This is a genomic window from Curtobacterium pusillum, assembly GCF_007680845.1.
Lineage (GTDB): Bacteria > Actinomycetota > Actinomycetes > Actinomycetales > Microbacteriaceae > Curtobacterium > Curtobacterium pusillum_B.
On record NZ_VEIY01000003.1, the window covers coordinates 430,773 to 455,517 of the forward strand.

Genomic DNA, 24,745 nt, shown 5'->3' on the forward strand with positions numbered 1-24,745 from the left:
GTGGCGGAACTGCAGCACTTCGGGTACTTCTTCTCGCGCGGGTTCGGCCCGCAGGCATGGGGCCGCTCCGACTGGGACTGGGGCCACGACTGGACGAAGCCCGAGTTGTACCAGCAGTCCGTCCGCGCGCTCGAGCAGGCCGGGATGGACCTCGTGATCGCCGAGGACGCGATCTCGCTCGGCAACCCGTCCACGCTCGACCTGCGCATCCGGCAGGCGTACGGCGGACCGAAGCACGACCCGCTGCTGCTGGCGCCGTACCTGTTCGCCGCGACCTCGCACATCGGGATCGCCCCGACGGTGAACGCCGGCTTCACACCGCCGTACCTCGCCGCGCGGCAGTTCGCCACGCTGGCGCACCTGTCGGGGTCGCGGCTCGGCATCAACGTCGTGACGGACACCGGCAGCGCCCGGCACGCCGGACTCGCCCCGCTCCCCCACGACGCCGCGTACGACCGCGCCGAGGAGTGGATCACCCTGCTGCGGCGCCTGTGGCACTCGTGGGGCTCCGACGGGTACGTCGGCTCCGCCGATGACTGGCACTTCGCGGACGGCGACGCCCTCGACGCGTTCCATCACGAGGGTGCGTACTTCACCGCCGACGGGCCGCTCAACGCGCTGCCGCTCGACTCCGACCCGGTGGTGGTCTCCCCCGGTGGCTCCGGTCGCGGGCTGGGGTTCGCCGGGACGCACTCGGACGTCCAGCTCGCGCTCGCGCCGTTGTCCGCCTCGGCCGTGCGGGACTACCGCGCGCGGGTGGTCTCCGCCGCTGCGGACTCCGGGCGCGCCGCCACGGACCTGCGGATCCTGTTCGTCCTCAAGCCGGAGATCGTGTCGTCCCCGGAAGAGGCCGACCGGATCGTGTCGGCGTCCCGACACCCGTCCGACGACGATCTGCGCACCGCGGCGATCGCGTGGTCGAGCGACTCCGAGACCGACCTGCTGGCGCTCGACCTCGACGCACCGATCCCCGCCGGGACCTTCGGTGACCACGTGTCCGCCGGGACGATCCGCGGACTGCTCGGGGACACCCCGGACGCTCCCCTGCGGACGCTCCTCGAGCGCAAGGCGCGCAAGGGCCGGGTGTCCGCACGCGAGGGCTTCGTCGGCACCGCGGACGAGTTCGCCGACTTCATCGAGGAGCTCGGGGCGGACGCCGACAACGACGGCATCATCTTCTCGGGCGACCTGCACCCGGCGCAGATCTACCGGATGTTCGGGGACCTCGTGCCGGTCCTCCGGCGCCGGGGGCTCCTGCGACGCGAGTACGGTGCCGGCGGCATCCGGGCGAACCTGTTCGACTTCTGACGCGCCGGACGGAGACGGGAGGCGCGGTGCCGACCGGCACCGCGCCTCCCGTCATCGCAGGTCCGCCAGGACGGACCGTCAGTGGTGCACGGGCTCGACGACGCCCGACTCCTCGACCTCACGGACGTCATCGGCGGTGCGGAGGATCTCGTCACGATCCGACGCCGAGTTGATCGCCCAGTAGTAGATGATCAGCGAGAACACGGCGACGACGACGATGTCGATCCACAGCGGGAACACCGGGTGCGTCAGCGGACCGAAGTCACTGAGGAACACGATGAGCCCCATGCCGATCAGGTAGGGCAGCAGCCACTGTGCCGCCTTCCAGTCCCAGCGCGGCCGGACGCTGGAGGCGCCGCGGAACACGTTGTTGAGGATGATCACCACGGCACCGATGAGGATCGCGACGCCGAGCTTCCAGTCGGTGTCCCACCCGGTCCAGAGGATGATGAGGTTCGCGACGATGAAGGCGATCGGCGAGAGCACCGTCGCGGCGGGCATCCGGTACGGCCGCTCGATCTCGGGGATCCGCTTCCGGAAGGCACCGAGCGCGAGCGGAGCGCCCGCGTACATGAGCACCGACGCGCTCGTGATGAGGCTCACGAGGCCCTGCCAGGACGGGAACGGCGCGAAGCACGCGCACCCGACCACGAACGCCACGATGAGGCCGACCCACGGCACGCCCTGCTTCGTCGTCCACTCGAACGCCTTCGGGAAGTAGCCGTTGCGGCTGAGACCGTAGGAGATGCGGCTCGTCGCGGTGACGTAGATCAGGCCGGTGCCCGCGGGCGAGATGATCGCGTCGATGAAGATGATCACGGCCAGCCAGGTGATGCCGGCGGCCATCGCGATGTCGGCGAACGGACCCGTGTACTTCGTGAAGTCTGCCGTCGCCCACGCTCCCTGGATCGCGTCGGAGCGCAGGACGCCGAGGAAGACGACCTGGAGGAGCAGGTAGATCACGAGACCGATGAGCACCGAGCCGATGACGGCGCGCGGGATGTCGCGCCGCGGGTTCTTCGCCTCACCGGCGAGCTGGTCCGCCTGCTCGAACCCGAGGAACGCGAAGATGATGCCCGACGTCGAGACGGCGGCGAGGATGCCCTTCGCGCCCTCGGGCATGAAGCCGTCGGCCGCGGTGAAGTTCGAGCCGTGGAAGCCGCTGAAGGCCAGCACGATGATGACGAGCAGGGGGATGGCGACCTTCCACCAGGTCGCCGCCGAGTTCGTGTTCGCGAGGATCTTCACGCTCAGCAGGTTGACGACCGTGACGACCGCCATCAGCACCACGGCCACGGCGATGCCGGCGCCGGTCAGCAGCTGCTGGGTCTCACCGTCCACCGTCGTGGTGTGCAACCACGGGTGGGCGAACTGCCAGTGCTGCGCGTACTTGATCATGGCCTCGACCTCGATCGGGGCGACGGTCACGGACTGCAGCCACGAGAACCAGCCGAAGGACGCCCCCGCGACGCCGCCGAACGCGATGTGGGGGAAGCGCGCTGTCCCGCCCGCGATCGGGAACATGCCGCCGAGCTCGGCGTGCACGAGGGCGAGGACGAGGATCGCCACGCCACCGATGAGCCACGAGATGATCGCGGCGGGTCCGGCGGTCTTCAGCGCCTCCTGCGAGCCGAAGAGCCAGCCGGAGCCGATGATCGACCCCGTCGAGGCCCAGATGAGCCCGATGAAGCCGACGTTGCGCTTGAGGCCGGAGTCCGGCAGCGCCGATGTCGTTGTAGCCACTGTTGCTCCTGTCGAGTGAGCGCGAACCCGCGAGCAGGGATCGCGCTCATCGACTCTGGCACTGTGACAGCAACTTGGCCGGATTCTTTAACACGATGGAAACAATGGTGCTGTACAGGCACTCAGACTACTTCTTGGACTTCTTGCCCTTCTTGGCGTCGTCCTTCTTGGACTTCTTCTTCGAGTCGTCCTTCTTCCCGCCGTCGTCCTTCTTGCCGCCGGACTTCTTCTTCTTGCCGGCCTTCTTGTCGGACTTCTTCTTGTCGGACTTCTTCTCGTCGGGCTGCTCCTTCGGCGACGGAGCGGACTCCGGTTCCGGCTCCGGCGACGGCTCCGGCCCCGGCGATTCCACGCCGTCCACCGGCTCCACCACCACCGCGCTGCCCGTGTCGGCGATGACGTCCACCGAGTGCACCTCGACCACCGGCGCGAGCGCGTCGTCCACCCGCTCGACGACGAGCGACGCCCCGTCCTCCGCGAGACGCAGGAGCGCCTGCGCTGCCCGGACCCGGGTCGTGGTCTTCCTGGCGAGCACATCGGCGCGGGCGCCCTCGAGGAACGCGCGCAGTGCCCGCTCGACCACCGACCGGCCCCGCGGCGCCGAACGGTCGAGGCGGTCGAGCTCTCCCGCCACCCCGGTGACGTCGTCCTCGACGTGCTCGTGGCGGACGGACTCGATGAGCGCGGCGATCGCCGCCGCTCCCCGCTCCACGGCGGTCGAGCGCTGGTCGAGCACGACGAGCATCTCGATCACCGAGCCGTACGTGACGGTCTCGAGGCGGACCGGCTCGGCCCCACGCCCGCGGACGACGAGTCGGGCTTCCGGCGTCGGGAGCCACGCGGCCAGTGCGGCGACGGTCGCGACCGAACTCACCGCCCGCTCGTACTCGGCGAGTCCCACTCGCTCCTGCTCCCGCAGACGGACACGGATCGCGATCTCCTGCACCACGTGTGGACCTCTCGACTCGACGGCCGACGCGGGCGGATCCCCGCGCCTGGTGCGGAGCGTAGTCCTCGGACATGACGTGACGACGAACACCCGTCGCACCACGACGAACGCCCCGTCGGTGTCCGGGTGGACGGCGACGGGGCGTTCGGGTACTGCGGTGTGACGATCAACGGGTGACAGCGGCTCGGTGTCCGGCGAATGGTGGAGATGGGGGGAATCGAACCCCCGTCCATCGCTGCAATTCGACGTCTTCTACGGGCGTATCCGGATGATTCGTTCTGCTCGGCCCCGTCCTTTGCTACCGGCTTCTAGGACGACGGGCCCAGTCTCAGTGCAAGTCCCGCACGGCCCTGAGGCGCAACCGTGCAGCAAGTCCTCTGGATGACGCCGGGATCAGGTTAGGGGACGGTCACCTGGCCGACGGACTTCATGTGCTGGGCTGCTTACGCAGCGAGAGCGAAGTCAGTGCGCTTGGAATTGGCACTTGTTGTTTTCCACGGATCGTTGACGAGATGACCGTGGGTCCTCGGCCCGCTTCCCGTCGGCACACAGGCAATGTCGAAACCGATCATCCCCATGCGGGCCGGACGTGCGAGCCGCTGTCACGCTGTTGAGTTGCGATGGTGCTTGTCGTACTGCTCTGCGAGGAGCAGTCCCTCAGTCTAGTCGACCAGGGTCGGACACGCCAGCGTCACTCGCCGACGCGGTTCCGGGTGCGCATGGCCCGCTCGGCCTCACGCTTGTCGGTCTTCTCGCGCATGGCCTGACGCTTGTCGAACTCGCGCTTGCCCTTCGCGACCGCGATCTCCACCTTGGCCCGGCCGTCGTGGAAGTAGATCTGCAGCGGCACGAGCGTGTAGCCGCCCTGTGCCGTCTTGTGCGAGATCTTCACGATCTGCTGCTTGTGGAGGAGCAGCTTCCGCTTGCGCCGGGGCGAGTGGTTGTTCCACGTGCCCTCGGTGTACTCGGGGATGTGCACGGCGTCGAGCCACGCTTCCCCACCGTCGATGAAGGCGTACCCGTCGATGAGCGAGGCACGCCCTTCGCGGAGGGACTTCACCTCGGTCCCGGAGAGGACCATGCCCGCCTCGTACGTGTCCTCGATGAGGTAGTCGTGGCGCGCACGACGGTTCGTCGCCACGATCTTCTCGCCGCGTTCCTTCGCCATGCGTGTCCCCTTCCATGCGGTCGCTGCGGGTGTGCAGCCTTACAGACTACCCAACGCGGGAGGCGCGGCGCACCTTCCCGGCGCGCCGCGCGTGGTGCGCGTGGGCGTCCCCCACCCCGAGACTCGCCCCGAGCGACACTGCTCGGGCGTCGGGCCGCGAGATCGGTCGCTCACCCCGAGACTCGCGCCGCCACCGCCGAGTCTCGGCCGCGCGTCAGACCTTCAAGTACCGCCTGATCGCGATGAGCGCCGACAGCCCCGCCAGCACGATGCCGATGACGATCACCGACGGCACCACGACGGCCGCGTCACCCATGCCGATGAACGCCGTCCCGGTGAACCGCTGCGACAGGTAGTTCCGGACGAAGAACCAGACGACCGCGACGATCGCCCCACCCGCGAGGACCGCCCCGATGGCCGCGGCGATCACCCCCTCGAGCACGAACGGTGTCTGGATGAACCGGTTCGACGCCCCGACCAGCCGCATGATGCCGAGCTCCCGCCGTCGACTGAACGCCGACAACCGGATCGTGGTCGCGATGAGGAGCACGGCGGCGATGAGCATGAGCGACGCGATGCCGATCGCCGTGTACGACGACGCGTTCAGCAGGTTGAAGATCGGTTGCAGGTACCCGCGCTGGTCGACGACGCTCTGCACGCCAGCCACCTTCGACAGGCTCTCGACCAGGACGTCCGCCTGCGACGGGTTCTTCAGGTTCACCCAGAAGGTCTCGTTGAGGTACTCGGGCTTGACGAACTCGGTGGCGGGCGAGTCCTTGAACTGCTGCTTGAACCGGTCGTACGCCTGGTCCTGGTCCTCGTAGTACGTCTTCTCGATGTACGGCTTGAGGGTCGAGGAGTCGAGCTGCGCCTGCACCTGCTTGCGCTGGTCGTCCGTGGCCTTGGCGCCGGTGCAGTTGCCGGTGGTGTCGGTGTCGGTGCAGAGGTAGACCGCGACCTGCGCCCGGTCGTACCAGTACCCCTTCATCTGGTTGATCTGCATCTGGAGCAGGATCGCCGTGCCGACGAACGTGAGGGAGATGAAGGTCACGAGGACGACGGACACGACCATGGACGCGTTGCGCCGCAGGCCCGAGCCGACCTCGGACATGACGAGCCCGAGCCTCATCGGATGATCCCCGGGATGGTCTGGATGCCGGTCGTGTTCGAGACGGCGGGGCGCTGGATCGGGACCGCCTGGGTCTGGTACCCGCCGGACTGTTCGTCGCGGAGGATGGTCCCGTTCGAGAGCTCGATGACGCGGCGCTGCATCTGGTTGACGATGCTGGCGTCGTGGGTCGCCATGAGCACGGTGGTGCCTCCCTGGTTGATGCGTTCGAGGAGCGCCATGATGCCCGCCGAGGTCGTCGGGTCGAGGTTGCCCGTCGGCTCGTCCGCGAGCAGGATCGCCGGCTTGTTGACGACCGCGCGGGCGATCGCCACGCGCTGCTGCTCACCGCCCGAGAGCTCGTGCGGCATGCGGGTCGCCTTGCCGGCGAGTCCGACGAGCTTCAGCACGTCGGTGACGGCTTCGCTGATGAAGCCCTTGCTCTTGCCGATCACCTGCAGCGAGAACGCCACGTTGTCGAACACGTTCTTGTTCGGCAGGAGCCGGAAGTCCTGGAAGACCACGCCGAGGTTGCGCCGGAAGTACGGCACCTTCCGCGACGACAGGGCGCCCAGGCGCTGCCCGAGGACGTGGATCTGGCCACGCGAGGGCTTCTCCTCCTTCAGCACGAGCCGGAGGAAGCTGGACTTGCCGGATCCGGAGGCACCCACGAGGAAGACGAACTCCCCCTTGAGGATCTCGAGGGAGATGGCGTCGAGGGCGGGGCTCGGGTTGCCCGAGTACACCTTGGTGACCTGGTCGAATTTGATCATGACCGGATCAGGGTAGGTCGCCCGGCCCGGAACGCAACTCAGGCGCGCGGCTCACGAACCGGCTCAGTCGTCCTTTTGCTTGCGCCACCGGATGCCGGCGTTGATGAACCCGTCCAGGTCACCGTCGAACACGGCTGACGGGTTGTTCACCTCGTGCTCGCTCCGGAGGTCCTTGACCATCTGGTACGGCGCCAGCACGTAGGAGCGGATCTGGTCGCCCCAGCTCGCCGTGATGTTGCCGGCGAGTTCCTTCTTCTTCGCGTTCTCCTCCTCCTTCTTGAGGAGCAGGAGGCGCGACTGCAGCACGCGCATGGCCGCGGCCCGGTTCTGGATCTGCGACTTCTCGTTCTGCATCGACACGACGGTGCCGGTCGGGATGTGGGTGAGCCGGACCGCCGAGTCGGTGGTGTTGACCGACTGACCACCGGGGCCGGACGACCGGAACACGTCGACGCGGATGTCGTTCTCCGGGATGTCGATGACCATCGTCTCGGGCATGAGCGGGATGACCTCGACCGCGGCGAAGGACGTCTGACGCTTGCCCGCGGCGCCGAACGGCGACATCCGGACCAGCCGGTGCGTGCCGGCCTCGACCGAGAGCGTGCCGAACGCGTACGGGGCGTCGACCTCGAACGTGGCGGACTTGATGCCCGCTTCTTCCGCGTAGGACGTGTCCATCACGGTGGTCTTGAAGCCGTGCTGCTCGGCGTAGCGCAGGTACATCCGGAGGAGCATCTCGGCGAAGTCCGCCGCGTCGACCCCGCCGGCGCCGGACCGGATCGTGATCACTGCCGGGCGCTCGTCGTACTCGCCGTCGAGGAGCGTCTGCACCTCGAGTTCGCCCATGGTCTTCTGGATCGCCTTGAGCTCGGCAGCGGCTTCGTCGGCGGACTCCTGGTCGTCGCCCTCGTTCGCCATCTCGATGAGCACCTCGAGGTCGTCGATGCGCCGCTCGGTGTCCGTGATCTTCCGCAGTTCGGCCTGCCGGTGCGAGAGCGCGCTCGTCACCTGCTGCGCGTGCTCGACGTCGTCCCAGAGGTCCTGGGCCCCGGCCTGCTCGCTGAGTTCGGCGATCTCGCGCTGCAGGCGGTCGACGTCGACCACCGAGCGGATGTTGCCGAAGGTCTCGCGGAGGGCGGAGATCTGCTCGGTGAAGTCCAGTTCGACCATGGTCACCGATCCTACCGGCGTCGGTCCGACGCGGCCGACCGGGAGGCGCGCTGCGGCCCCGCCACGCGGGTCCGCTCTGGCCGCTGCCGACCACCGGCTGGGCTCCGTCACTCGTCGATGTCGGTGCTCCGGCTGAGCGACTCCCATTCGTCCACCTCGGCGAGCAGGGAACGGAGCGCGCCGCGGAACCCGTCGGACGCGTCGTTGCCGAGCAGCAGCATGAACGGCGGGTGCTCGGACTCGACCGCCTCGATGATCGCCGCCGCGGCCTTGGCCGGGTCGCCCGGCTGCTTGCCGTCGACGGTGTCGTGTTCCTTGCGCCGCTTCCCCGCCGTGTCGGCGTAGTCCGCGATCGGTTCCGCCGACTGTGTCAGGGACCGACCGGCGAAGTCGGTCCGGAAGCCGCCGGGCTCGACAGCGAGCGCGGTGATACCGAGTGGTGCGACCTCCTTCCGCAAGGACAGGGTGAGTGCCTCGATCGCGGCCTTGACCGCGGCGTAGTACCCGGAGCCCTCCGGCGAGATGCGTGCGCCGATCGAGGACAGATTCACGATGGTGCCGCTGCGACGTGCACGCATGCCCGGCAGGACGGCCTTGATCGTGCGGACGGTGCCGAAGACGTGGGTGTCGAAGAGCCGGGCGACGGCGTCGTCCTCGCCTTCCTCGACGGCGGCGCGGTAGCCGTACCCGGCGTTGTTGACGAGGACGTCGACGCCGCCGAAGCGCTGGTCCGCCGCGGTGACGGCTGCTCGCACCGCGTCGTCGTCCGTAACGTCGAGTGCGACGGCGAGTGCGCTGTCCGGGTGACGGTCGGCGATGTCCTGCACCGCCGACACGTCACGAGCGGTCACGACCGCGTTGTCCCCGTGGTCGAGGACGGCTTCGGCGAGCGCCCGGCCGAGTCCGGTCGAGCATCCGGTGATGAGCCACGTTGCCATGGGTCCTGCCTTTCGTCGTGTGTGGGGTTCCGGTGCAGGCCTACCGCCCGAGCAGCGGCTCCCGCGACGCCATCCCCGCGGCCCCGGCGCGCGCCACCGCATCCGGCAGCGCCGCCAGGAACGCGTCGACGTCGGCCTCGGTCGTGGTGTGCCCGAGCGTGATCCGGAGGGCGCCCCGGGCGTCCTGCTCGGACAGCCCCATCGCGAGCAGCACGTGCGACGCCTCGGGGACGCCGGCCTGGCACGCCGAGCCGGTCGACACGGCGACCCCGGCCGCGTCGAGGAGGAAGAGCAGCGAGTCGCCCTCGCAGCCGGGGAACGTGAAGTGCGCGTTGCCCGGCAGGCGGTCGACCGGGTCCCCCATGAGGACGGCGGACGGCACCGCTGCCCGGACGCCGGCGACGAGACGGTCACGCAGCTCCCGCACGTCCGCGTGAGTGGACCGCGCGGCGACCCCGAACGCAGCGGCGGCCGGGGCGTCCTGGGTGCCGCTCCGGACCTGGCGCTGCTGGCCCCCACCGTGGATGAGCGGCTCGACGGTGGCCCGGCGTCCGAGGACGAGCGCGCCGATCCCCACCGGGCCACCGATCTTGTGCGCGGACACGCTCAGGGCGTCGAGCCCCGACTCACGGAACGACACCGGCACCTGGCCGTACGCGGCGACCGCGTCGCTGTGCACCGGCACGCCGGCGGCGTGCGCCAGTTCGACGATCCGCGTGACCGGCTGGATGGTGCCGACCTCGTTGTTCGCCCACAGGAACGTGACCAGGGCGACGTCCGAGGCGTCGGCGAGTCGCGCCTCCAGTCCGGCGAGGTCGACGCGACCCCGCGGGTCCAACGGGACCACGTCGACGACGGCCCCCTCGTGCCGCTCGAGCCAGTCGACCGTGTCGACGGTGGCGTGGTGCTCACCGGCCGGGACCACGATGCGGGGACGCGGCCGGTCCTGCTGCCGGGCCCAGAAGAGGCCCTTGACGGCGAGGTTGATGCTCTCCGTGCCGCCCGAGGTGAAGACGACCTCGACCGGTTCCGCGTCGAGCGAGGCGGCGACGGCGGCGCGGCCGTCCTCGAGCAGCATCTTCGCCTGCTGCCCGGCGCTGTGGATGGACGACGGGTTGCCGACCGTGCCGAGCGCAGCGGTGAACGCGGCGAGCGCCTCCGGCAGGATCGGCGTCGTCGCGGCGTGGTCGAGGTAGACCGACAAACTGCACCCCCTGAACGAACGTTTTCAGGATACCCGCGCGTCCTCGTACCCTGGTGGGCATGCACGAGACGGCCATCGACGAGACCCCGGGCTTCACCCTCGGTACCGGTGTGCCGCGGTTCTCGGTGCGATCAGCCTCGGCGACGGCCGTCTCGGTGGTGGTGGACGGCCGCGGGACGTTCCCGTTGACCCGGGTCGGCGGGGCCGCCACGGACGACGACGCACCGCCCGTCGGCGATGCGCGGGCGGGCGATACGCGCGCGTCCGACGTCTGGGCGGGCGACGTCTGGGCGGGCGACGTCCCCGGTGTCGAACCGGGCGACACGTACCACCTGCTCGTCGACGGCCCGACCGGCCCCCGGCACGAGTTCGACCCCGAGCGCCCGCTCCTCGACCCCTACGCCCGCGGCATCGTCCGCGCCGACCCGGCAGACGCGCGCGCCCGCTGGACCAGCGTCGTCGTGGACGACGCCTTCGACTGGGGCGGCGTGGTCAAGCCGGTCGTGCCGGTCGACCGGACCGTCGTGTACGAGGCGAACGTCCGGACGCTCACGGCCGCGAACCCGGCCGTCCCCGAGCACCTGCGCGGCACCTACGCCGGCATCGCCCACGAGAGCACCATCGCCCACCTGCACCGCATCGGCGTCACCACGCTCGAGCTGCTCCCCGTGCACGCCTTCGACACCGAGCAGTGGCTCCGCGACGCCGGCCGGGAGAACGCGTGGGGCTACAACACCCTCGGGTTCTTCGCCCCGCACGCCGCGCACGCATCGCCGGGCGCCCGGGCCGAGGGCGCGTCCGCGGTCCTCCGCGAGTTCAAGGGCATGGTGCGGCTGCTGCACGCGGCCGGGATCCAGGTCGTGCTCGACGTCGTCTACAACCACACCGCGGAAGAGGGCCTCGGCGGACCGACCACCTCGCTCCGCGGCATCGACGGCGCCCACCGCTACCGCTGGTCGGACTCGGCGGCTTCCTACTACGACACCACCGGCTGCGGGAACACCCTCGACACGTCGGTCGAGGCGACGGCCGAACTCATCGTCGACAGCCTCGTGTACTGGGCGCGCGAGGTGCAGGTCGACGGCTTCCGCTTCGACCTGATGGCAGCGCTCGCCCGCGACGCCCACCACGTCTTCGATCCCGCCCACCCGCTGCTCGAACGGATCCGGAACCACCCCGACCTGCAGGACGTCCTCGTCATCGCCGAACCTTGGGACGTCGGGCCGGACGGGTGGAAGACGGGCTCCTTCGGACCGGGCACGAGCGAGTGGAACGACGGCTTCCGGAACACCGTGCGGCAGTTCTGGCTCACCGACATCGCCGAGGAACGCCGGCACGGCACACCGACGACCGGGATCGGCGCGCTCGCCGGGGCGCTGACCGGGTCCCGCCAGCTCTTCGACACCACGCGCGGGCCCCTCGCCGGGATCAACTTCGTGACGGCGCACGACGGGTTCACCCTGCTCGACCTCGTCTCCTACGACGGCAAGCACAACGAGGCGAACGGCGAGGCCAACCGCGACGGCTCGAACGACAACCGCTCGTTCAACCACGGCATTGAGGGCGAGACCGCCGACCGCGGGGTGCGCGCCGCCCGGGGCCGTTCGATGCGGAACCTCCTGGCGACCCTGATGCTGTCGGCCGGCGTCCCGATGATCACCGCCGGCGACGAGCGGAGCCGCACCCAGCACGGCAACAACAACGCGTACGTGGTGTCGGACGACCTCACCCCGGTGGAGTGGTCCGACGACGATGACGCCGAGGCCATGACGGTGTCGCTGGCGGCGCTCTCCCGGCTCCGGGCCGCGCACCCGGCACTCCGGCCCACGCGCTTCGGCATTGAGGGGCAGGAGACGCCCGGTGCATCGAAGATGTCCTGGTACGGCCCCGACGGGCAACCGATGACGCTCGAGGGGTGGGACCGACCGATCCACCGTGCGCTGCAGTACTTCGCGGAGTCCACGCCGGAACACGAGCCGTTCGACCGCGTCCTCGTGGTCGTGCACGGCAGCGGGCGGACGCGCGACCTGACGTTGCCGGTGCGGGACGACGTGCTCGGCTACCGGCTGGCCTGGTCGAGCGAGAAGCACCGGGACCACGAGCGGCTCCGGCCCGCCGGGCAGGTGTTCACGGCGTACGGGCCGGGCATCCACGTGTTCGAGGTCGCGTAGGGAGCCGGGGCCGGGGCGACCTGGTCGCATCGGGCGTACCTGGTCGAATCGGGCGTACCTGACGGGATCGGGCGTACCTGGTCGTCCAGATCGGCCCGGTACGCCCGGATCCACATTCCATCGCGCGCGTTCTGGGAACGAACGAGCAGCCGGGAGGCGCGGCACGGCTCCGTCAGACCTCCCGCGGCCGGTCCTCCACAAGTCCACGGCACGCCCGGACCGTCCACAGAGGTCACGTTCCGGGGAACGCGGAGGCGCTCGCCGGGTAGCGTCGGCTCCGTGGCCACTGCAGACCGACCCCGCCGACCGAAGATCGGGCGCATCCCGATCACCGAACTCGCCCCCACGACGCCCAACGGGTTCCCCGGCAAGGCGTTCGACGGCGAGGTGATCACGTTCGGGGCGACCGTCTTCCGGGAAGGGCACGGCGTCATCGGCGCCGACCTCGTCCTCGAACGACCGGACGGCGGCACCCGCACCGTGCCGCTCACTCTCGTCGCTGCCGGCACGGACCGCTACGAAGCGACCGTGCAGGTGGACCACGTCGGTGTCTGGACGTGGCACGTCGAGTCCTACTCCGACGACTGGGCCACCTGGCTGCACGCCGCCCGGCTGAAGATCGCCGCCGGTGTCGACACCGAGGCGACGTTGCTCGACGGAGCGGCACTGCTCGACCGGCTCGCCGACGAGACCGACTCCCCCGCCGCCACCCGCGCGGCCGCACGGGTGCGCGACACCGATCTCGACCCGGCGGAACGGCTGGCCGCGGTCGACGACCCGCGCATCACCGGGGAGGTCGAAGAAGCGCCGCTGACCTCGCTCCGCACGCACTCCCCCACGCAGCTGCTCGACGTCGAGCGCACCCGTGCGGGCGTCGGCGCCTGGTACGAGTTCTTCCCCCGCAGCGAAGGGGCGAAGAAGAACGCCGACGGCTCCTGGAAGAGCGGGGACTTCCGCACCGCGGCCCGTCGTCTGCCCGCCGTGGCCCGGATGGGCTTCGACGTGGTCTACCTGCCCCCGATCCACCCGATCGGCACGACGGCGCGCAAGGGACCGAACAACACGCTCACTCCGGGGCCGCACGATCCCGGCAGCCCGTGGGCGATCGGCGGGCCCGAAGGCGGCCACGACGCCATCCACCCGGACCTCGGCACCGAGGACGACTTCCGCGACTTCGTCGAGACGGCGAAGAACACCGGGATGGAAGTCGCGCTCGACTTCGCGCTGCAGTGCTCCCCCGACCACCCGTGGGTCACCGAGCACCCGGAGTGGTTCACGCAGCGGGCGGACGGTTCCATTGCCACGGCGGAGAACCCGCCGAAGCGCTACCAGGACATCTACCCGATCCAGTTCGACACCGATCCCGAGGGACTCGTCGCCGAGGTCCTCCGGGTCCTCCGCCACTGGATCGCGTTCGGCATCCGCATCTTCCGCGTGGACAACCCCCACACGAAGCCGCTCTGGTTCTGGGAACGCGTGATCCGTGAGATCCGCGACGAGCACCCGGACACCGTGTTCCTGGCCGAGGCGTTCACCCGCCCGGCGATGATGCGGGCCCTGGCGGAGGTCGGGTTCCAGCAGTCGTACTCGTACTTCACGTGGCGGAACACCAAGGACGAGATCGCCGACTACTTCGACGAGCTGTCCCACGAGACGAGCGCGTACCTGCGCCCGAACCTCTTCGTGAACACCCCGGACATCCTCACGGAGTTCCTCCAGTTCGGCGGCCGTGCGGGCTACAAGATCCGCGCCGCGCTCGCCGCGACCGGTGCGCCGACGTGGGGCATGTACTCGGGCTACGAGCTGTTCGAGGACGTCGCACGACCGGGCTCCGAAGAGAACATCGACAACGAGAAGTACGAGTACAAGCCCCGTGACTTCGCCCTCGCCGAGGCCGAAGGTGCGAGCCTCGCGCCGTACGTCACGATGCTCAACCGGTTCCGGCAGGCGCACCCCGCGCTCCGCCAGCTCCGGAACCTGCACGTGCACGACGCCGAGGACCCGGCGATCGTCGTGTACTCCAAGCACCTGCCGGGCCGGTTCATCCGCTCCGGACGCGACGACACCGTGATCGTCGTCGCGAACGTCGACCCGCACTCGGCCCGTGAGACCACGGTCCACCTCGACCTCGCCGCGCTCGGCCTCGACCCGGAGCAGACGTTCGACGTCCGCGACGTGGTCACCGGGCAGCGCTGGGTCTGGGGGTCGTCGAACTACGTCCGACTGGACGCGTTCCAGGAACCCGTGCACCTGCTCGTCGTGGAGGGACCCCACCGATGACCGACACCCACTCCGAGGACGACGCGCGGAAGGCACGGGGCCAGAGCCCCAGCGTGCCGCCCGTGCCCCCGCCCCCGCCGCCCGTGCTCCCGCGTCGCATGCCGTCCGACACACCTCGTCCGACGCACCCGGCGCAGCACGTCGCTCCCGGCGCACCCGAGGACGACACGGCGTCCGGGGCCGTGACGCCGCGGTACGAGCCGCGCGTCTCGGCTCCGGGAGAGGACCTCCCCGGCGCTCCCCCGGCGCACCGCGAGTCACCGGACCGCGACGTGCCCGAGTCCGCGACCCTGGCCGGTCATGTCTCCGACGCGGCGCATCCTCGGCACATCGCAGCGGAGGCGGCAGCGGCCACGCCCCCGTCGACGCCCGCGCGTACGCCGGAGTCGACGGCCGCGCCGGAGTCCACGGCCGCGCCGGAGTCGACGGCCGACCCGGAGTCGACGGCCGACCCGGCGGCCCCTGTCCCGGCGACCCCTGCCTCGTCGACCGCGTCGAGCACCGCACCGGACGACGGCGCCGACGCCCCGACGAGCGAAGGCGGGAGCCCCCTCGCCGCGACGGACGCTGCGGAGTCGACCCGCGCCTCCAGTCCGCGTCCGGTCCCGCTCGAGGAGTGGCTCCGCCAGCAGGTCGCCGAAGCCCGCTGGTCCCAGCCGCACGACGTCCTCGGCCCGCACCCGGTCGACGGCGGCACCAGCGTCCGTGTGGTGCGCCACCTCGCGACCGCCGTGCGCCTCGTCCGCCCCGACGGCGACGACATCGAACTCACGCACGAGGGTGACGGTCTGTGGGCCGGCGCGACCCCCGGCGAGCTCGGCCGCTACCGGGTCGAAGCCGACTACGACCCGGACCCGTCGACCGACGGCGACGACATCACGTGGACGACGGACGACGCGTACCGCTTCCCGCCGACCATCGGTGAACTCGACCTGCACCTCTTCGGCGAAGGCCGCGACGAGCAGCTCTGGCACCACCTCGGTGCGCACCTGACGACCGTCGACGGCGTCGACGGGGTCTCCTTCACCCTCTGGGCACCCCGCGCGACCGCCGTCCGCGTGATCGGCGACTTCGAGGGCTGGGAAGGCCGCACCACCGCGATGCGCCGGCTCACCGACCTCGGCATCTGGGAGCTGTTCTGGCCCGGAGCCCTCATCGGTCAGCGGTACAAGTTCCAGCTCCTCACCGACTCGGGGTGGGTCGAGCGTGCCGACCCGATGGCCCGTCGCACCGAGGTCCCGCCACTCACCGCGTCCGTCATCGACGAGTCGCACCACGAGTGGTCCGAGGGCGATGCGCAGTGGATGGAACACCGCGCGCGGACGACCACGCACGACCGGCCGATGAGCGTCTACGAGGTGCACCTCGGCTCGTGGCGGCCCGGACTGTCGTACCGCGAGATCGCCGACCAGCTCATCGGGCACGTGCAGTACACGGGCTTCACCCACGTGCAGTTCCTGCCGCTCGCCGAGCACCCGTTCGGCGGCTCGTGGGGCTACCAGGTCACCGGTTACTACGCACCGACGGCGCGCTTCGGCACCCCGGACGACCTCCGGTACCTCGTCGACCGCCTGCACTCCGCGGGCATCGGCGTGATCATGGACTGGGTCCCCGGGCACTTCCCGAAGGACGAGTGGGCACTCGCGAAGTTCGACGGTTACGCGCTCTACGAGCACCCGGACCCCCGCCGCGGCGAGCAGCTCGACTGGGGCACCTACGTGTTCGACTTCGGGCAGCCCCAAGTCCGGAACTTCCTCGTCGCGAACGCGCTGTACTGGCTCGAGGAGTTCCACATCGACGGCCTCCGGGTCGACGCCGTGGCCTCGATGCTCTACCTCGACTACTCCCGGACCGAGTGGCTGCCGAACATCCACGGCGGACGCGAGAACCTCGAGGCGATCTCGTTCCTGCAGGAGACGAACGCCACCGCGTACAAGCGCTACCCCGGCATCGTGATGATCGCCGAGGAGAGCACCTCGTGGCCGGGCGTCACCCAGCCCACGAGCGCCGGTGGTCTCGGCTTCGGCCAGAAGTGGAACATGGGGTGGATGCACGACACCCTGCAGTACATCGAGCGTGAGCCCGTGTACCGCAGCTACCACCACGACGAGATCACCTTCTCGTTCGTCTACGCGTTCAGTGAGCAGTTCACGCTGCCGATCAGCCACGACGAGGTCGTGCACGGCAAGGGCTCGCTCTACGGCAAGATGCCCGGCGACGAGTGGCAGAAGCTCGCGAACGTGCGCGCCTACCTGGCGTTCATGTGGGCGCACCCCGGCAAGCAGCTGCTCTTCATGGGGCAGGAGTTCGCCCAGCCGTCGGAGTGGTCCGAGGCACGCGGGCTCGACTGGTGGCTCCTCGACGACCCGGGCCACCGAGGCGTGCAGGACCTCGTGTCCTCGCTCAACCGCGTGTACCGCGAGACGCCGGCGCTGTGGACGCACGACGCCAGCGCCGACGGCTTCGAGTGGATCGAGGGTGGGGACGCCCCGCACTCGACGCTCGGGTTCCTCCGGAAGGACGGCGACGACCGGCTCGCGGTGTTCGTGAACTTCTCCGGCGTGCCGGTGGAACGTCGCTTCGGGCTGCCCGCCGCCGGGGCGTGGCACGAGGTGCTCAACACGGACGCCGCGGAGTACGGCGGGTCCGGCGTGGGCAACCTCGGCGTGGTCACCGCGGACGACACCCCGTGGGCGGGGCGCCCCGCGTCGGCCCACGTCGTGGTGCCGCCGCTCGGCGCGGTCTGGCTGAAGCTGGCGCGCTAGGCGTCCGCAGCCCGCGACACGGCCGGGAGACGGACGGGAGGCCCGGTGCCAGCTGGCACCGGGCCTCCCGTCCGTCGTGCGCGTGCGTCCACCGCCGCGCGCACGCAGGCGCACCGCGCCGTGTGCAGGCGCGCCGGAGGTGATAAACCACGGAAACGACGTCGAACCGAGCGTGAGCCCTGGTTCGACGTCGTTCCCGTGGTTCGACGCGGCAGCTGCCGCGCACCGCGCGCACCCGCGCGCGCCGCTCAGTACAGCGCGCTCGCCAACCGCCGGCGGGCAGCCACCACGCGCGGGTCGTCACCACCGATGAGCTCGAAGTACTCGACGAGTCGGACGCGCAGTGCCTCTCGCTCGTCCCCGAACACCGTCGGCACGAGGTCGAGGAGCCGACCGAAGGCGTCCTCCACGTGTCCACCGGAGATGTCGAGGTCCGCGACGGCGAGCTGCGCCGTCACGTCCGTCGGGCCAGCAGCGGCAGCAGCACGGATGTCGTCCGCGGTGTGCCCGTTCAGGCGGTCGAGCAACGACACCTGTGCGAGCCCCGCGACGGCCATCTGGTCGTGCGGGTCCTGCGCGATGGCGGTCTTGTACTCCTGGATCGCGGTGGCGTAGTCGCCCTGCTCGATCGCGTCGTACGCGGCCTGGTGGTGCGGGGGCAGGGGCTCCGGCTCGGGCTCGCCCTGTTCGGCGGCGTCGGCCGGGGCCGCTCCGTCGACCGTGACGCGTCCGGAGACGCCGTTCTCGGCGGCAGCGGCGAGGACCTGCTCGTAGACGTCACGGACCTGCGCTTCGGGGAGTGCACCGACGAAGAGCCCGAGCGGACGGCCGCCGATGAGCGCGGCCACGGTCGGGATCGACTGCGCCTGGAACGCCTGCACGAGCTGCGGGTTCGTGTCGGCGTCCACCTTGGCGAGCAGCACGCGGCCGTCGTACTCGGCGGTGAGCTGTTCGAGGATCGGTGAGAGCTGCTTGCACGGCCCGCACCACTCTGCCCAGATGTCGACGATCACCGGCACGACCGTGGACAGCTGCAGGACGTCCTGGAAGGTCTGGTCGGTCACGTCGAGGACGAGCGACGGGACGGTCAGGTCACCGCCGGCCTCGCTGCCCGGTGCCACCGGGCCACCGCCGGGAGCAGCGGATCCGGGGCCGGCGACCGCGCCACCGGTGGGCTGGGGCGGCCGCTGTGCGCGGTCGACGAGGGACGACAGGTCGACCGCTCCGCGGAGACCGGACGGTGTCGGGGGGACGTTGGTCATTGCACCTCACTCGCTGCGGTCAGGCCCTGCGTGAACCCGAGCAGGACCACTTTGTCATCCGTGCCCACCGGGGGCACGTAGAAGAGCAGCTGCACGCCGTAGGTGGCGCTGATGCCCTTCGTGCTGGAGTCGACCCCGGAGAGCGCCTTGACCGCGCCCTCGGTGTTGACCTCGGCGCCGGCCGCCGTGGGCGTGACCTTCTCGATCTCGTTCAGGTCGGCCGAGACGAGCGCTCCGGCACCGTCCGTCGCAATCGCCACGGCGCTGTCGTCGGGCACCTCGGAGGAGTACTCGATCTTCGCGGTGTCGGGGAGCGCCTTCGACTTCTTGTCCTTGTAGTCCTTGCCGATCGTCGAACGGAGGCCGTCGCCGTCGGACTGGAACAGCGACGCGTACGAGCTGTCGTCGTCCTTCGCGAGGATGTCGCCGTACGCCTTCGCGATCTCGTCCGGGGCGATCGCGAGCAACTTCGAGTTCGGCGCGAGCAGCGCGGCCCCGAGCGACGTGGGCGCCAGGCTCGGGATCTTCGCGGCGGCCTCGAGCGAGACGTCGTACGCGACCTTGTAGTCGTCACGCGCGGAGTCCTGCACGAGTGTCAGGGCCTGCGGCGCCGACTTCGCGTCGCAGTCCTGGGCGACGACCGCGAACACGGTGCGCGGCCACGAGTCGGTCTGCTGCGGCAGCGCCACGCAGACCTGGTCGGCCGAGATGGCGGGCGGCGCGTCGACGTCCGAGTCCTTCCCGCGGATCGTGTAGTTCGCCTCGCGCAGGTCGAGCGCGGCGCCGGTGAAGCGCCCGGCGGCGACCTTGGCGTCGCGGGACCCGTCGGCCGTCTTCGCGACCTCGGCCACCCGCTCGACGATGCGGCTGATCTGCTGCTTGGTGGCGGCGGTCGGTTCGCTCTCGGTCGCGGTGCCCGTGGCGGTCGCGGTGGGCGTCGGGCTGGCTGCCGACCCGCCCTGCGGCCAGTAGTCGGACGAGCAGCCGGCCAGGCCGAGCGCCCCGACGAGGACGACCGGGATCGCCACGAACGCGCGGCGTCCGCGACGCCCGCGCGCGGGCACCTGGGCTCCGGCGGCCGCGGCACGGCGGGACGCGCGGACGCGCGGCGGCCGGGAACCCCCGCTGCGGCGACGCGGGCCACGCCCGCGGCGCTGGTGCACGAACGCCCAGATCAGCAGGGCGATCCCGCCGAGGAGGAACACCCCTCCGGCGACGAGCAGCGGGCCGACGGACGGCGTCGCGGTGTCGCGCGGCCAGGTCACGGACACGTCGCTCGGTGCAGCGGACGTGCCGTCGCCGACGATGATCACGGAGACGTCCTTCGGCAGGCGGACGGTGAACTGCCCGGCGCCGTCGTACTCCTGGTACCAGAGGTCGCTGCCGGCGGGGTCCGGGACGGTCGACTCGCTCCCGGTGGTCCGGCCGACGAGCTTCGCCTGGTCGGCGTCGAAGCGCATGGTCGTGTGCTTCGCGTCGCCGATCCAGGCGTCGACGTCGGTGGTCTTGCCGTAGGCGGCGAACACCTTGCCGGACCCGGACACGTTGATGCGCTGGTAGCCGGGGTTCGCGTTGAGCGTCGACCCCGGGATGACGGTCACCGGAGCGGAGCTCCTGGAGGTCGACGAGGCGACGAGCGACGACGGTGGCTCGAACACGGTGCGCTGGCCGACCGCGAGGGCGACGAGCAGCAGCCCGATGACGAAACTGACGATCGCCAGGACGAATCGCACGGATCTTCTCCCTACCGCGCCGGGGTGGGGGTGTCGGCGCGCGAATCAGCGGTCCAGGATAGCGAGGGAGTCTGGACGGCGCATCCCCCGCCGCTGTCCGCGGACTCAGCCGCCCGCACCGGCTCGCCACTACAATCGTGGCCGGGCCTTCCCTGTGCCCTCCGCCGAGCACCCAGGAGCGAACACGTGGCGAACGACGAGGCAGAGTTCGGGTCCGAGCTGCGCGGTTACCGCCGCGACGACGTGGACCGTGCTCTGAACGACCTGCGCCGCGAGCTCATCAAGTCGAACAACGACCGTGCGGACGCCGCGAAGGAGATCCGTCTCCTGCAGTCCCGCGTCTCCGAGCTGCAGGGCGAGCTCGACGAAGCCGGGACCCCGACGTACAGCGGGCTCGGCACCCGCCTCGAGTCCACTCTCCGCGTCGCCGAGGAACAGTCCACCAGGCTCATCAGCCAGGCCGACATCGACGCGCAGCGACTCCGCGCCTCGAGCCGCGCCGACGCCGAGCGTGTCCTGCGCGAGGCCCAGGAAGAAGCCCGCGACACCCTCGAGGACGCTCGGACCCGCTCCACCAACGAACTCACCCGCGCTCGCGCCGAATCCGCCGACACCGTCGAGCGCGCCCGCGCCGAGGCCGGGCTCCTCGTGCAGGACGCCCAGAACGAGGCCGCTGCCATCCGCGGTGCCGCCGTGACCGAGGCGGCCGAGGTCCGGTCGGTCGCCATCCGCGAGACGAACGCCCTCCGCGCCCAGGTCGAGCACGAGGTCGCCGAGCTCCGCGAGATCGCCCAGCGCGAGTCCGCCGACGCCCGCCAGGCCGCCGCCGACCTCACCCGCGAGACCGAGCACCGCCGCACCGTGTTCGAGGCGGACATGACCCGCCGCATCGAAGACCTCGACCGCGACGAGTCGACCCGTCGAGCCGCGCTCGAGCGCGAGGTCACCGAGGGCCGTGCCGCCTGGCACCGCGAGCGGGACGAGCAGCAGCAGGCGCACGCGCTGGAGCTCGAGAGCTGTCGTGCGGACCTCGCGGCCGAGGTCGACCGCCGCCGTGCCGAGATCGACACCGAGCTCGCCGACCGTCGCCGCGTCCTCGACGAGGAGCTCGCCGCCGAGCGCGCCGAGTGGGAGCGCGAGGTCGCGGCCGGCCGCACCGCCCTCGAGCAGGAGATCGAGGCCGCCAGGGCCCAGCTCCGCGTCGACGAGGAGCAGACCCGCATCGAGAACGCCCGCCTCGTCCAGGAGACCGCGGACCGCATCGCCCGCGAGCTCGACGAGCACGCCACCCGCATCGAACGCGAACGCGCCGAAGCCGCTGCGGCCGCCGAGCGTGCGGTCCGCGAGCACGAGAACGACCTCGCCGCACGCCGTGAGCGTGAGCACGCCGAGGTGGACACCGAGATCGCCGACCGCCGGACGGCCGAGCTCGGCGCGCTCGAGACGGAACGCACCGCCCTGCGTCAGGAGATCGACACCGCTCGCGCGGACCTGGTGCGGGAGCGCGACGAGGTCCGCGCCGAGATCGCCCGGGAACGCGACGAAGCCCGCACGACGCTCGAGTCGGAGCTCGCGGCCCGCCGCGACGACGCCGAGCAGGACTACCTGCAGAAGCACCACGAGACCGTCACCGAGACGCAGAAGTACCTCGACGAAGCGAACCTCCAGCTCGCCGAGGCCACCCGCCGAGCGACCGAGGCACGGGAGCGTGCCGAGCGACTGCAGCAGGAAGCCGACGACCTCGAGCGCTCCAGCACCTCGGACGCCCAGGAGCACGCCCGGACGATCATCAGCGACGCGCAGGACCGCGTGCACCGCATGATCGCCGACGCCGAGGAGCGCACCGCAGCGATCATCGCCGAGTCCGAGGACCGCCTCGCAGCGATCCGCACCGAGCGTGACGCCGTCGCCGGTTACCTCGAGAACCTCCGCGGCGTGCTCACCCACGCCACCGGCCTGCTCGGCACGGCGCCGGCAGCGTCCGACGTGGACCCGGCGGTCGCCGGTGCGGTCGACGTCGACGCGGCGGACGACGAGGACGCGACCACCCGCTGACGCGACACGGCCTGGAGGCGCGACCCGCGCCTCCAGGACGGCTCACGTCCGCGACGTGGGCCGCTGGTCAGACCGCGACGTGCGTCGGCAGCGGCGCGCTGCCCGGGACGACGAGGTCGGCGATCGCATCGAGCACGGTCCGGACGTACCGCTCCCCCACCCACAGGTGCTTCGCACCCTCGACCGGCACGACACGGACGTTCGGTGCCAGCGAGAAGCGGCGTGCTGCCTCGTCCGGCTGCAGGAAGTCGTCGTGCTCGGGCACGAGCGCCACGACGGGGACGGGCGCTGATGCCCACCGGGCGAGCTCGTCGTCGGTCGTCCGGTGCAGCGGCGGCGACAGCAGCACCACACCGGCGACGCGGCCGGCCTCGACGTGCTCGAGCGCGTGCTTGAGGACCACTTCGGTGCCGAAGGACCACCCGACGAGCCACGGCGTGGGCAACCCGCGACCGACGACCTCGGTGACGGCCGCGCGGAGGTCGAAGCCCTCGGAGACGCCGTCCCCGAAGGTCCCCTCGGACGTGCCTCGGGGCGACGTCACGGAGCGGAAGTTGAAGCGGAGCACCGCGATGTCGGCGAGGGCCGGCAGCCGTGCAGCGGCCTTCTTGAGCACGTGGGAGTCCATGAACCCGTGCGCCGTCGGCAGGGGGTGCAGCGTCACGATGGTGCCGCGGGCCGGCCGGTCCAGGGGTTCGGCGAGCTCGCCCACGAGCGTCAGGTGGTCGTCCGTGACGAGCTCGACGTCGGTGCGTCGCGCCGGCAGCTCGGTGTTCGAGCGGATCTCCTCCGCGCTCATGCGATGCTCCAGCAGTGGTTGTGCCAGTGACGGCGGGACGCGAGGTCGGCGGCGTCGCCCAGCACACCGTCGGCGCGCCAGACGACCACGTGCGCGACGCCGGGCAGGACCGTGCCGCCGCAGCCCGGGCAGACGTACTCCTTCTGCGCCGAGGCGGCCGAGATCGGCTGCACGAGGAACTCGCGCCCGTGCCGGACCTCGGTCCGTTTCCACCCGCTCATCAGCCGGTCGAGGCCGACCGGTTCGTCATCGTGCTCCGGACCACGACCGTTCGGACGCCGCGGCCGGTTGCTACGCGGCACCCCGACCCGCCGATCAGTACCAGTTGAACGACTGGCTGTGTCCCCAGGCGCCGCACGGCGTGCCGTACACGCCGGCGATGTAGTTGAGACCCCAGGTGATCTGCGTCGCCGGGTTCGTCTGCCAGTCGGCGCCGGCCGAGGCCATCTTGCTGCCCGGGAGGGCCTGCGGGATGCCGTAGGCACCGCTCGGGTTGTACGCGTTGACGCGCCAGCCGGACTCCTTGTTCCACAGGGAGACGAGGCAGTTGTACTCGCCCGAGCCCCAGCCGCGGGCCGCGACGAGCTGCTGGGCGATGGCCTGGGCGCTGCCCGGGTCCGGTGTGGCAGCGGTGGCGGCGAGCGTGTTGGACGCGCTGACGGCCGCGGTCGAGTCGGTCGCGGTGGTCGTGTCGGTGGTCTCGGTCTTCGGCTTCTCGACGACCTTCGGCTTCGGCACCGTCACGCCGTAGGCGTCACGCGAGACGTCGAACGCCGCGTAGGTCCCGTGGGCCGTGTACTCCTGCGGCGCCGCCGGGGCCTTGACGAGCACCGGGGCGGACACCGCGGCCTGCGCGACGTCCGGCTGCATCGGGTTGAAGAGCGAGCCGACGACGATGCCGGAGACCGCGAGGAACGACAGCGTCGGGACGGTTGCACGCTTGCGCATGAACGAGTTCACGCCGCGTGTGGTGGTCGGCTTCGTCGGCGCGGCCACGGCACGGGCACGACGCTGCTTGACGTTGCGGGGGTCCGACGGGGTGGCCGGGACCGCGTGCGCGACGGAGGCCTGCGCGACGTGCGTGTCCGAGACGCGGTTCGCCGCGACGGACTTCGGGGCACTGTGTGGTCGCGGGGCGCTGGCGGGTGCGCTCGGCACGGAGCCGACCGCGACCTGCGGGTTCGCCGGGAGGACCGAGTTCTCCGCAGTGCGGGTTCGGTTCAGTGCCGCGCGGCGCTCACCCGCGGCCGAGAGGCCGAGGTGCTCGCGGGTATCGCGGTCGGAGCTGGAGTCTGCCGTGTGCCTGCCCATGAGTTCGA

Annotated in this window: 18 protein-coding genes and 1 other RNA gene; 5 read left to right on the plus strand and 14 right to left on the minus strand. The window is 70.9% G+C overall.

What is annotated here, in order from left to right:
• Positions 1 to 1,308 (plus strand): LLM class flavin-dependent oxidoreductase, encoded by a 1,308-nt coding sequence (locus FS825_RS09610; RefSeq protein WP_144712337.1) that lies wholly within the window; start codon positions 1 to 3, stop codon positions 1,306 to 1,308.
• Between the two features lie 78 nt (positions 1,309 to 1,386).
• Here FS825_RS09610 and FS825_RS09615 read toward each other — a convergent pair whose 3' ends face one another.
• From FS825_RS09615 to FS825_RS09655, 9 genes are all read right to left on the minus strand, one after another.
• Entirely contained in the window at positions 1,387 to 3,051 is a 1,665-nt protein-coding gene (locus tag FS825_RS09615) for an APC family permease (RefSeq protein ID WP_222126912.1), read from the minus strand.
• Positions 3,052 to 3,178: 127 nt separating this feature from the next.
• A complete protein-coding gene (locus FS825_RS09620; protein ID WP_144712339.1) occupies positions 3,179 to 4,000 on the minus strand; it encodes a hypothetical protein in 822 nt (273 codons plus the stop codon).
• Between the two features lie 199 nt (positions 4,001 to 4,199).
• Positions 4,200 to 4,576: a transfer-messenger RNA gene (gene ssrA, locus FS825_RS09625) on the minus strand.
• 115 nt (positions 4,577 to 4,691) lie between these two features.
• Positions 4,692 to 5,168: an SsrA-binding protein SmpB gene (smpB, locus tag FS825_RS09630; protein ID WP_144712341.1), complete on the minus strand. Its 477-nt coding sequence runs from the start codon at positions 5,166 to 5,168 to the stop codon at positions 4,692 to 4,694.
• Positions 5,169 to 5,382: 214 nt separating this feature from the next.
• A complete protein-coding gene (gene ftsX / locus FS825_RS09635; RefSeq protein WP_144712343.1) occupies positions 5,383 to 6,297 on the minus strand; it encodes a permease-like cell division protein FtsX in 915 nt (304 codons plus the stop codon).
• Positions 6,294 to 7,049 carry a cell division ATP-binding protein FtsE gene (ftsE, locus tag FS825_RS09640; protein WP_144712345.1) on the minus strand — a complete coding sequence of 252 codons (756 nt, stop codon included), beginning with the start codon at positions 7,047 to 7,049 and terminating at the stop codon, positions 6,294 to 6,296. The genes ftsX and ftsE overlap by 4 nt, the downstream gene beginning before the upstream one ends.
• Before the next feature lie 63 nt (positions 7,050 to 7,112).
• Positions 7,113 to 8,219, minus strand: a complete 1,107-nt coding sequence (gene prfB, locus FS825_RS09645) for a peptide chain release factor 2 (protein ID WP_144712347.1) — start codon at positions 8,217 to 8,219, stop codon at positions 7,113 to 7,115.
• Positions 8,220 to 8,326: 107 nt separating this feature from the next.
• Positions 8,327 to 9,157, minus strand: coding sequence for an oxidoreductase (locus FS825_RS09650; RefSeq protein WP_144712349.1), 831 nt, complete (start codon positions 9,155 to 9,157; stop codon positions 8,327 to 8,329).
• A 40-nt stretch (positions 9,158 to 9,197) separates the two neighbouring features.
• Positions 9,198 to 10,361 carry a cysteine desulfurase family protein gene (locus FS825_RS09655; RefSeq protein WP_144712351.1) on the minus strand — a complete coding sequence of 388 codons (1,164 nt, stop codon included), beginning with the start codon at positions 10,359 to 10,361 and terminating at the stop codon, positions 9,198 to 9,200.
• A gap of 59 nt (positions 10,362 to 10,420) precedes the next feature.
• On the opposite strand from FS825_RS09655, the gene FS825_RS09660 reads away from it, so the two are divergent.
• The 3 genes from FS825_RS09660 (at position 10,421) to glgB (ending at position 17,577) form a co-directional block, all read left to right on the plus strand.
• Positions 10,421 to 12,532: a glycogen debranching protein gene (locus FS825_RS09660; RefSeq protein ID WP_144712353.1), complete on the plus strand. Its 2,112-nt coding sequence runs from the start codon at positions 10,421 to 10,423 to the stop codon at positions 12,530 to 12,532.
• 279 nt (positions 12,533 to 12,811) lie between these two features.
• The gene (locus FS825_RS09665) at positions 12,812 to 14,812 is read left to right on the plus strand and encodes an alpha-1,4-glucan--maltose-1-phosphate maltosyltransferase (RefSeq protein WP_186377161.1); all 2,001 of its coding nucleotides are present in this window, start codon (positions 12,812 to 12,814) and stop codon (positions 14,810 to 14,812) included.
• On the plus strand, positions 14,809 to 17,577 hold the full coding sequence (glgB, locus tag FS825_RS09670; RefSeq protein WP_260981105.1) for a 1,4-alpha-glucan branching protein GlgB: 2,769 nt from the start codon (positions 14,809 to 14,811) through the stop codon (positions 17,575 to 17,577). The genes FS825_RS09665 and glgB overlap by 4 nt, the downstream gene beginning before the upstream one ends.
• A gap of 248 nt (positions 17,578 to 17,825) precedes the next feature.
• Here glgB and FS825_RS09675 read toward each other — a convergent pair whose 3' ends face one another.
• Complete coding sequence (locus tag FS825_RS09675) at positions 17,826 to 18,839, minus strand: tetratricopeptide repeat protein (RefSeq protein ID WP_144712355.1); 1,014 nt, start codon at positions 18,837 to 18,839, stop codon at positions 17,826 to 17,828.
• Positions 18,836 to 20,572, minus strand: coding sequence for a DUF8094 domain-containing protein (locus tag FS825_RS09680; protein WP_144712357.1), 1,737 nt, complete (start codon positions 20,570 to 20,572; stop codon positions 18,836 to 18,838). Before FS825_RS09680 ends, FS825_RS09675 begins: the two co-directional genes overlap by 4 nt.
• Positions 20,573 to 20,758: 186 nt before the next feature.
• Between FS825_RS09680 and FS825_RS09685 the strand changes: the two genes are divergently transcribed.
• Complete coding sequence (locus FS825_RS09685) at positions 20,759 to 22,627, plus strand: coiled-coil domain-containing protein (RefSeq protein WP_144712359.1); 1,869 nt, start codon at positions 20,759 to 20,761, stop codon at positions 22,625 to 22,627.
• 67 nt (positions 22,628 to 22,694) lie between these two features.
• Here the strand turns inward: FS825_RS09685 and FS825_RS09690 are convergent, their stop codons facing one another.
• The 3 genes from FS825_RS09690 to FS825_RS18935 are packed head-to-tail and all read right to left on the minus strand — an operon-like array spanning position 22,695 to position 24,737.
• The gene (locus tag FS825_RS09690) at positions 22,695 to 23,426 is read right to left on the minus strand and encodes an alpha/beta hydrolase (protein ID WP_186377162.1); all 732 of its coding nucleotides are present in this window, start codon (positions 23,424 to 23,426) and stop codon (positions 22,695 to 22,697) included.
• Positions 23,423 to 23,728: a hypothetical protein gene (locus tag FS825_RS09695; RefSeq protein WP_186377163.1), complete on the minus strand. Its 306-nt coding sequence runs from the start codon at positions 23,726 to 23,728 to the stop codon at positions 23,423 to 23,425. The genes FS825_RS09690 and FS825_RS09695 overlap by 4 nt, the downstream gene beginning before the upstream one ends.
• 13 nt (positions 23,729 to 23,741) lie before the next feature.
• Positions 23,742 to 24,737, minus strand: a complete 996-nt coding sequence (locus tag FS825_RS18935; protein ID WP_260981106.1) for an aggregation-promoting factor C-terminal-like domain-containing protein — start codon at positions 24,735 to 24,737, stop codon at positions 23,742 to 23,744.
• Positions 24,738 to 24,745 lie beyond the last annotated feature (8 nt).

What these genes read in the sequence shown, in the direction of transcription:
- smpB (WP_144712341.1), bottom strand. Translation starts at nt 5,168, where the DNA reads ATGGCGAAGGAACGCGGCGAGAAGATCGTGGCGACGAACCGTCGTGCG.
- ftsX (WP_144712343.1), bottom strand. Translation starts at nt 6,297, where the DNA reads ATGAGGCTCGGGCTCGTCATGTCCGAGGTCGGCTCGGGCCTGCGGCGC.
- ftsE (WP_144712345.1), bottom strand. Translation starts at nt 7,049, where the DNA reads ATGATCAAATTCGACCAGGTCACCAAGGTGTACTCGGGCAACCCGAGC.
- prfB (WP_144712347.1), bottom strand. Translation starts at nt 8,219, where the DNA reads ATGGTCGAACTGGACTTCACCGAGCAGATCTCCGCCCTCCGCGAGACC.
- FS825_RS09650 (WP_144712349.1), bottom strand. Translation starts at nt 9,157, where the DNA reads ATGGCAACGTGGCTCATCACCGGATGCTCGACCGGACTCGGCCGGGCG.
- FS825_RS09660 (WP_144712353.1), top strand. Translation starts at nt 10,421, where the DNA reads ATGCACGAGACGGCCATCGACGAGACCCCGGGCTTCACCCTCGGTACC.
- glgB (WP_260981105.1), top strand. Translation starts at nt 14,809, where the DNA reads ATGACCGACACCCACTCCGAGGACGACGCGCGGAAGGCACGGGGCCAG.
- FS825_RS09675 (WP_144712355.1), bottom strand. Translation starts at nt 18,839, where the DNA reads ATGACCAACGTCCCCCCGACACCGTCCGGTCTCCGCGGAGCGGTCGAC.
- FS825_RS09690 (WP_186377162.1), bottom strand. Translation starts at nt 23,426, where the DNA reads ATGAGCGCGGAGGAGATCCGCTCGAACACCGAGCTGCCGGCGCGACGC.
- FS825_RS18935 (WP_260981106.1), bottom strand. Translation starts at nt 24,737, where the DNA reads ATGGGCAGGCACACGGCAGACTCCAGCTCCGACCGCGATACCCGCGAG.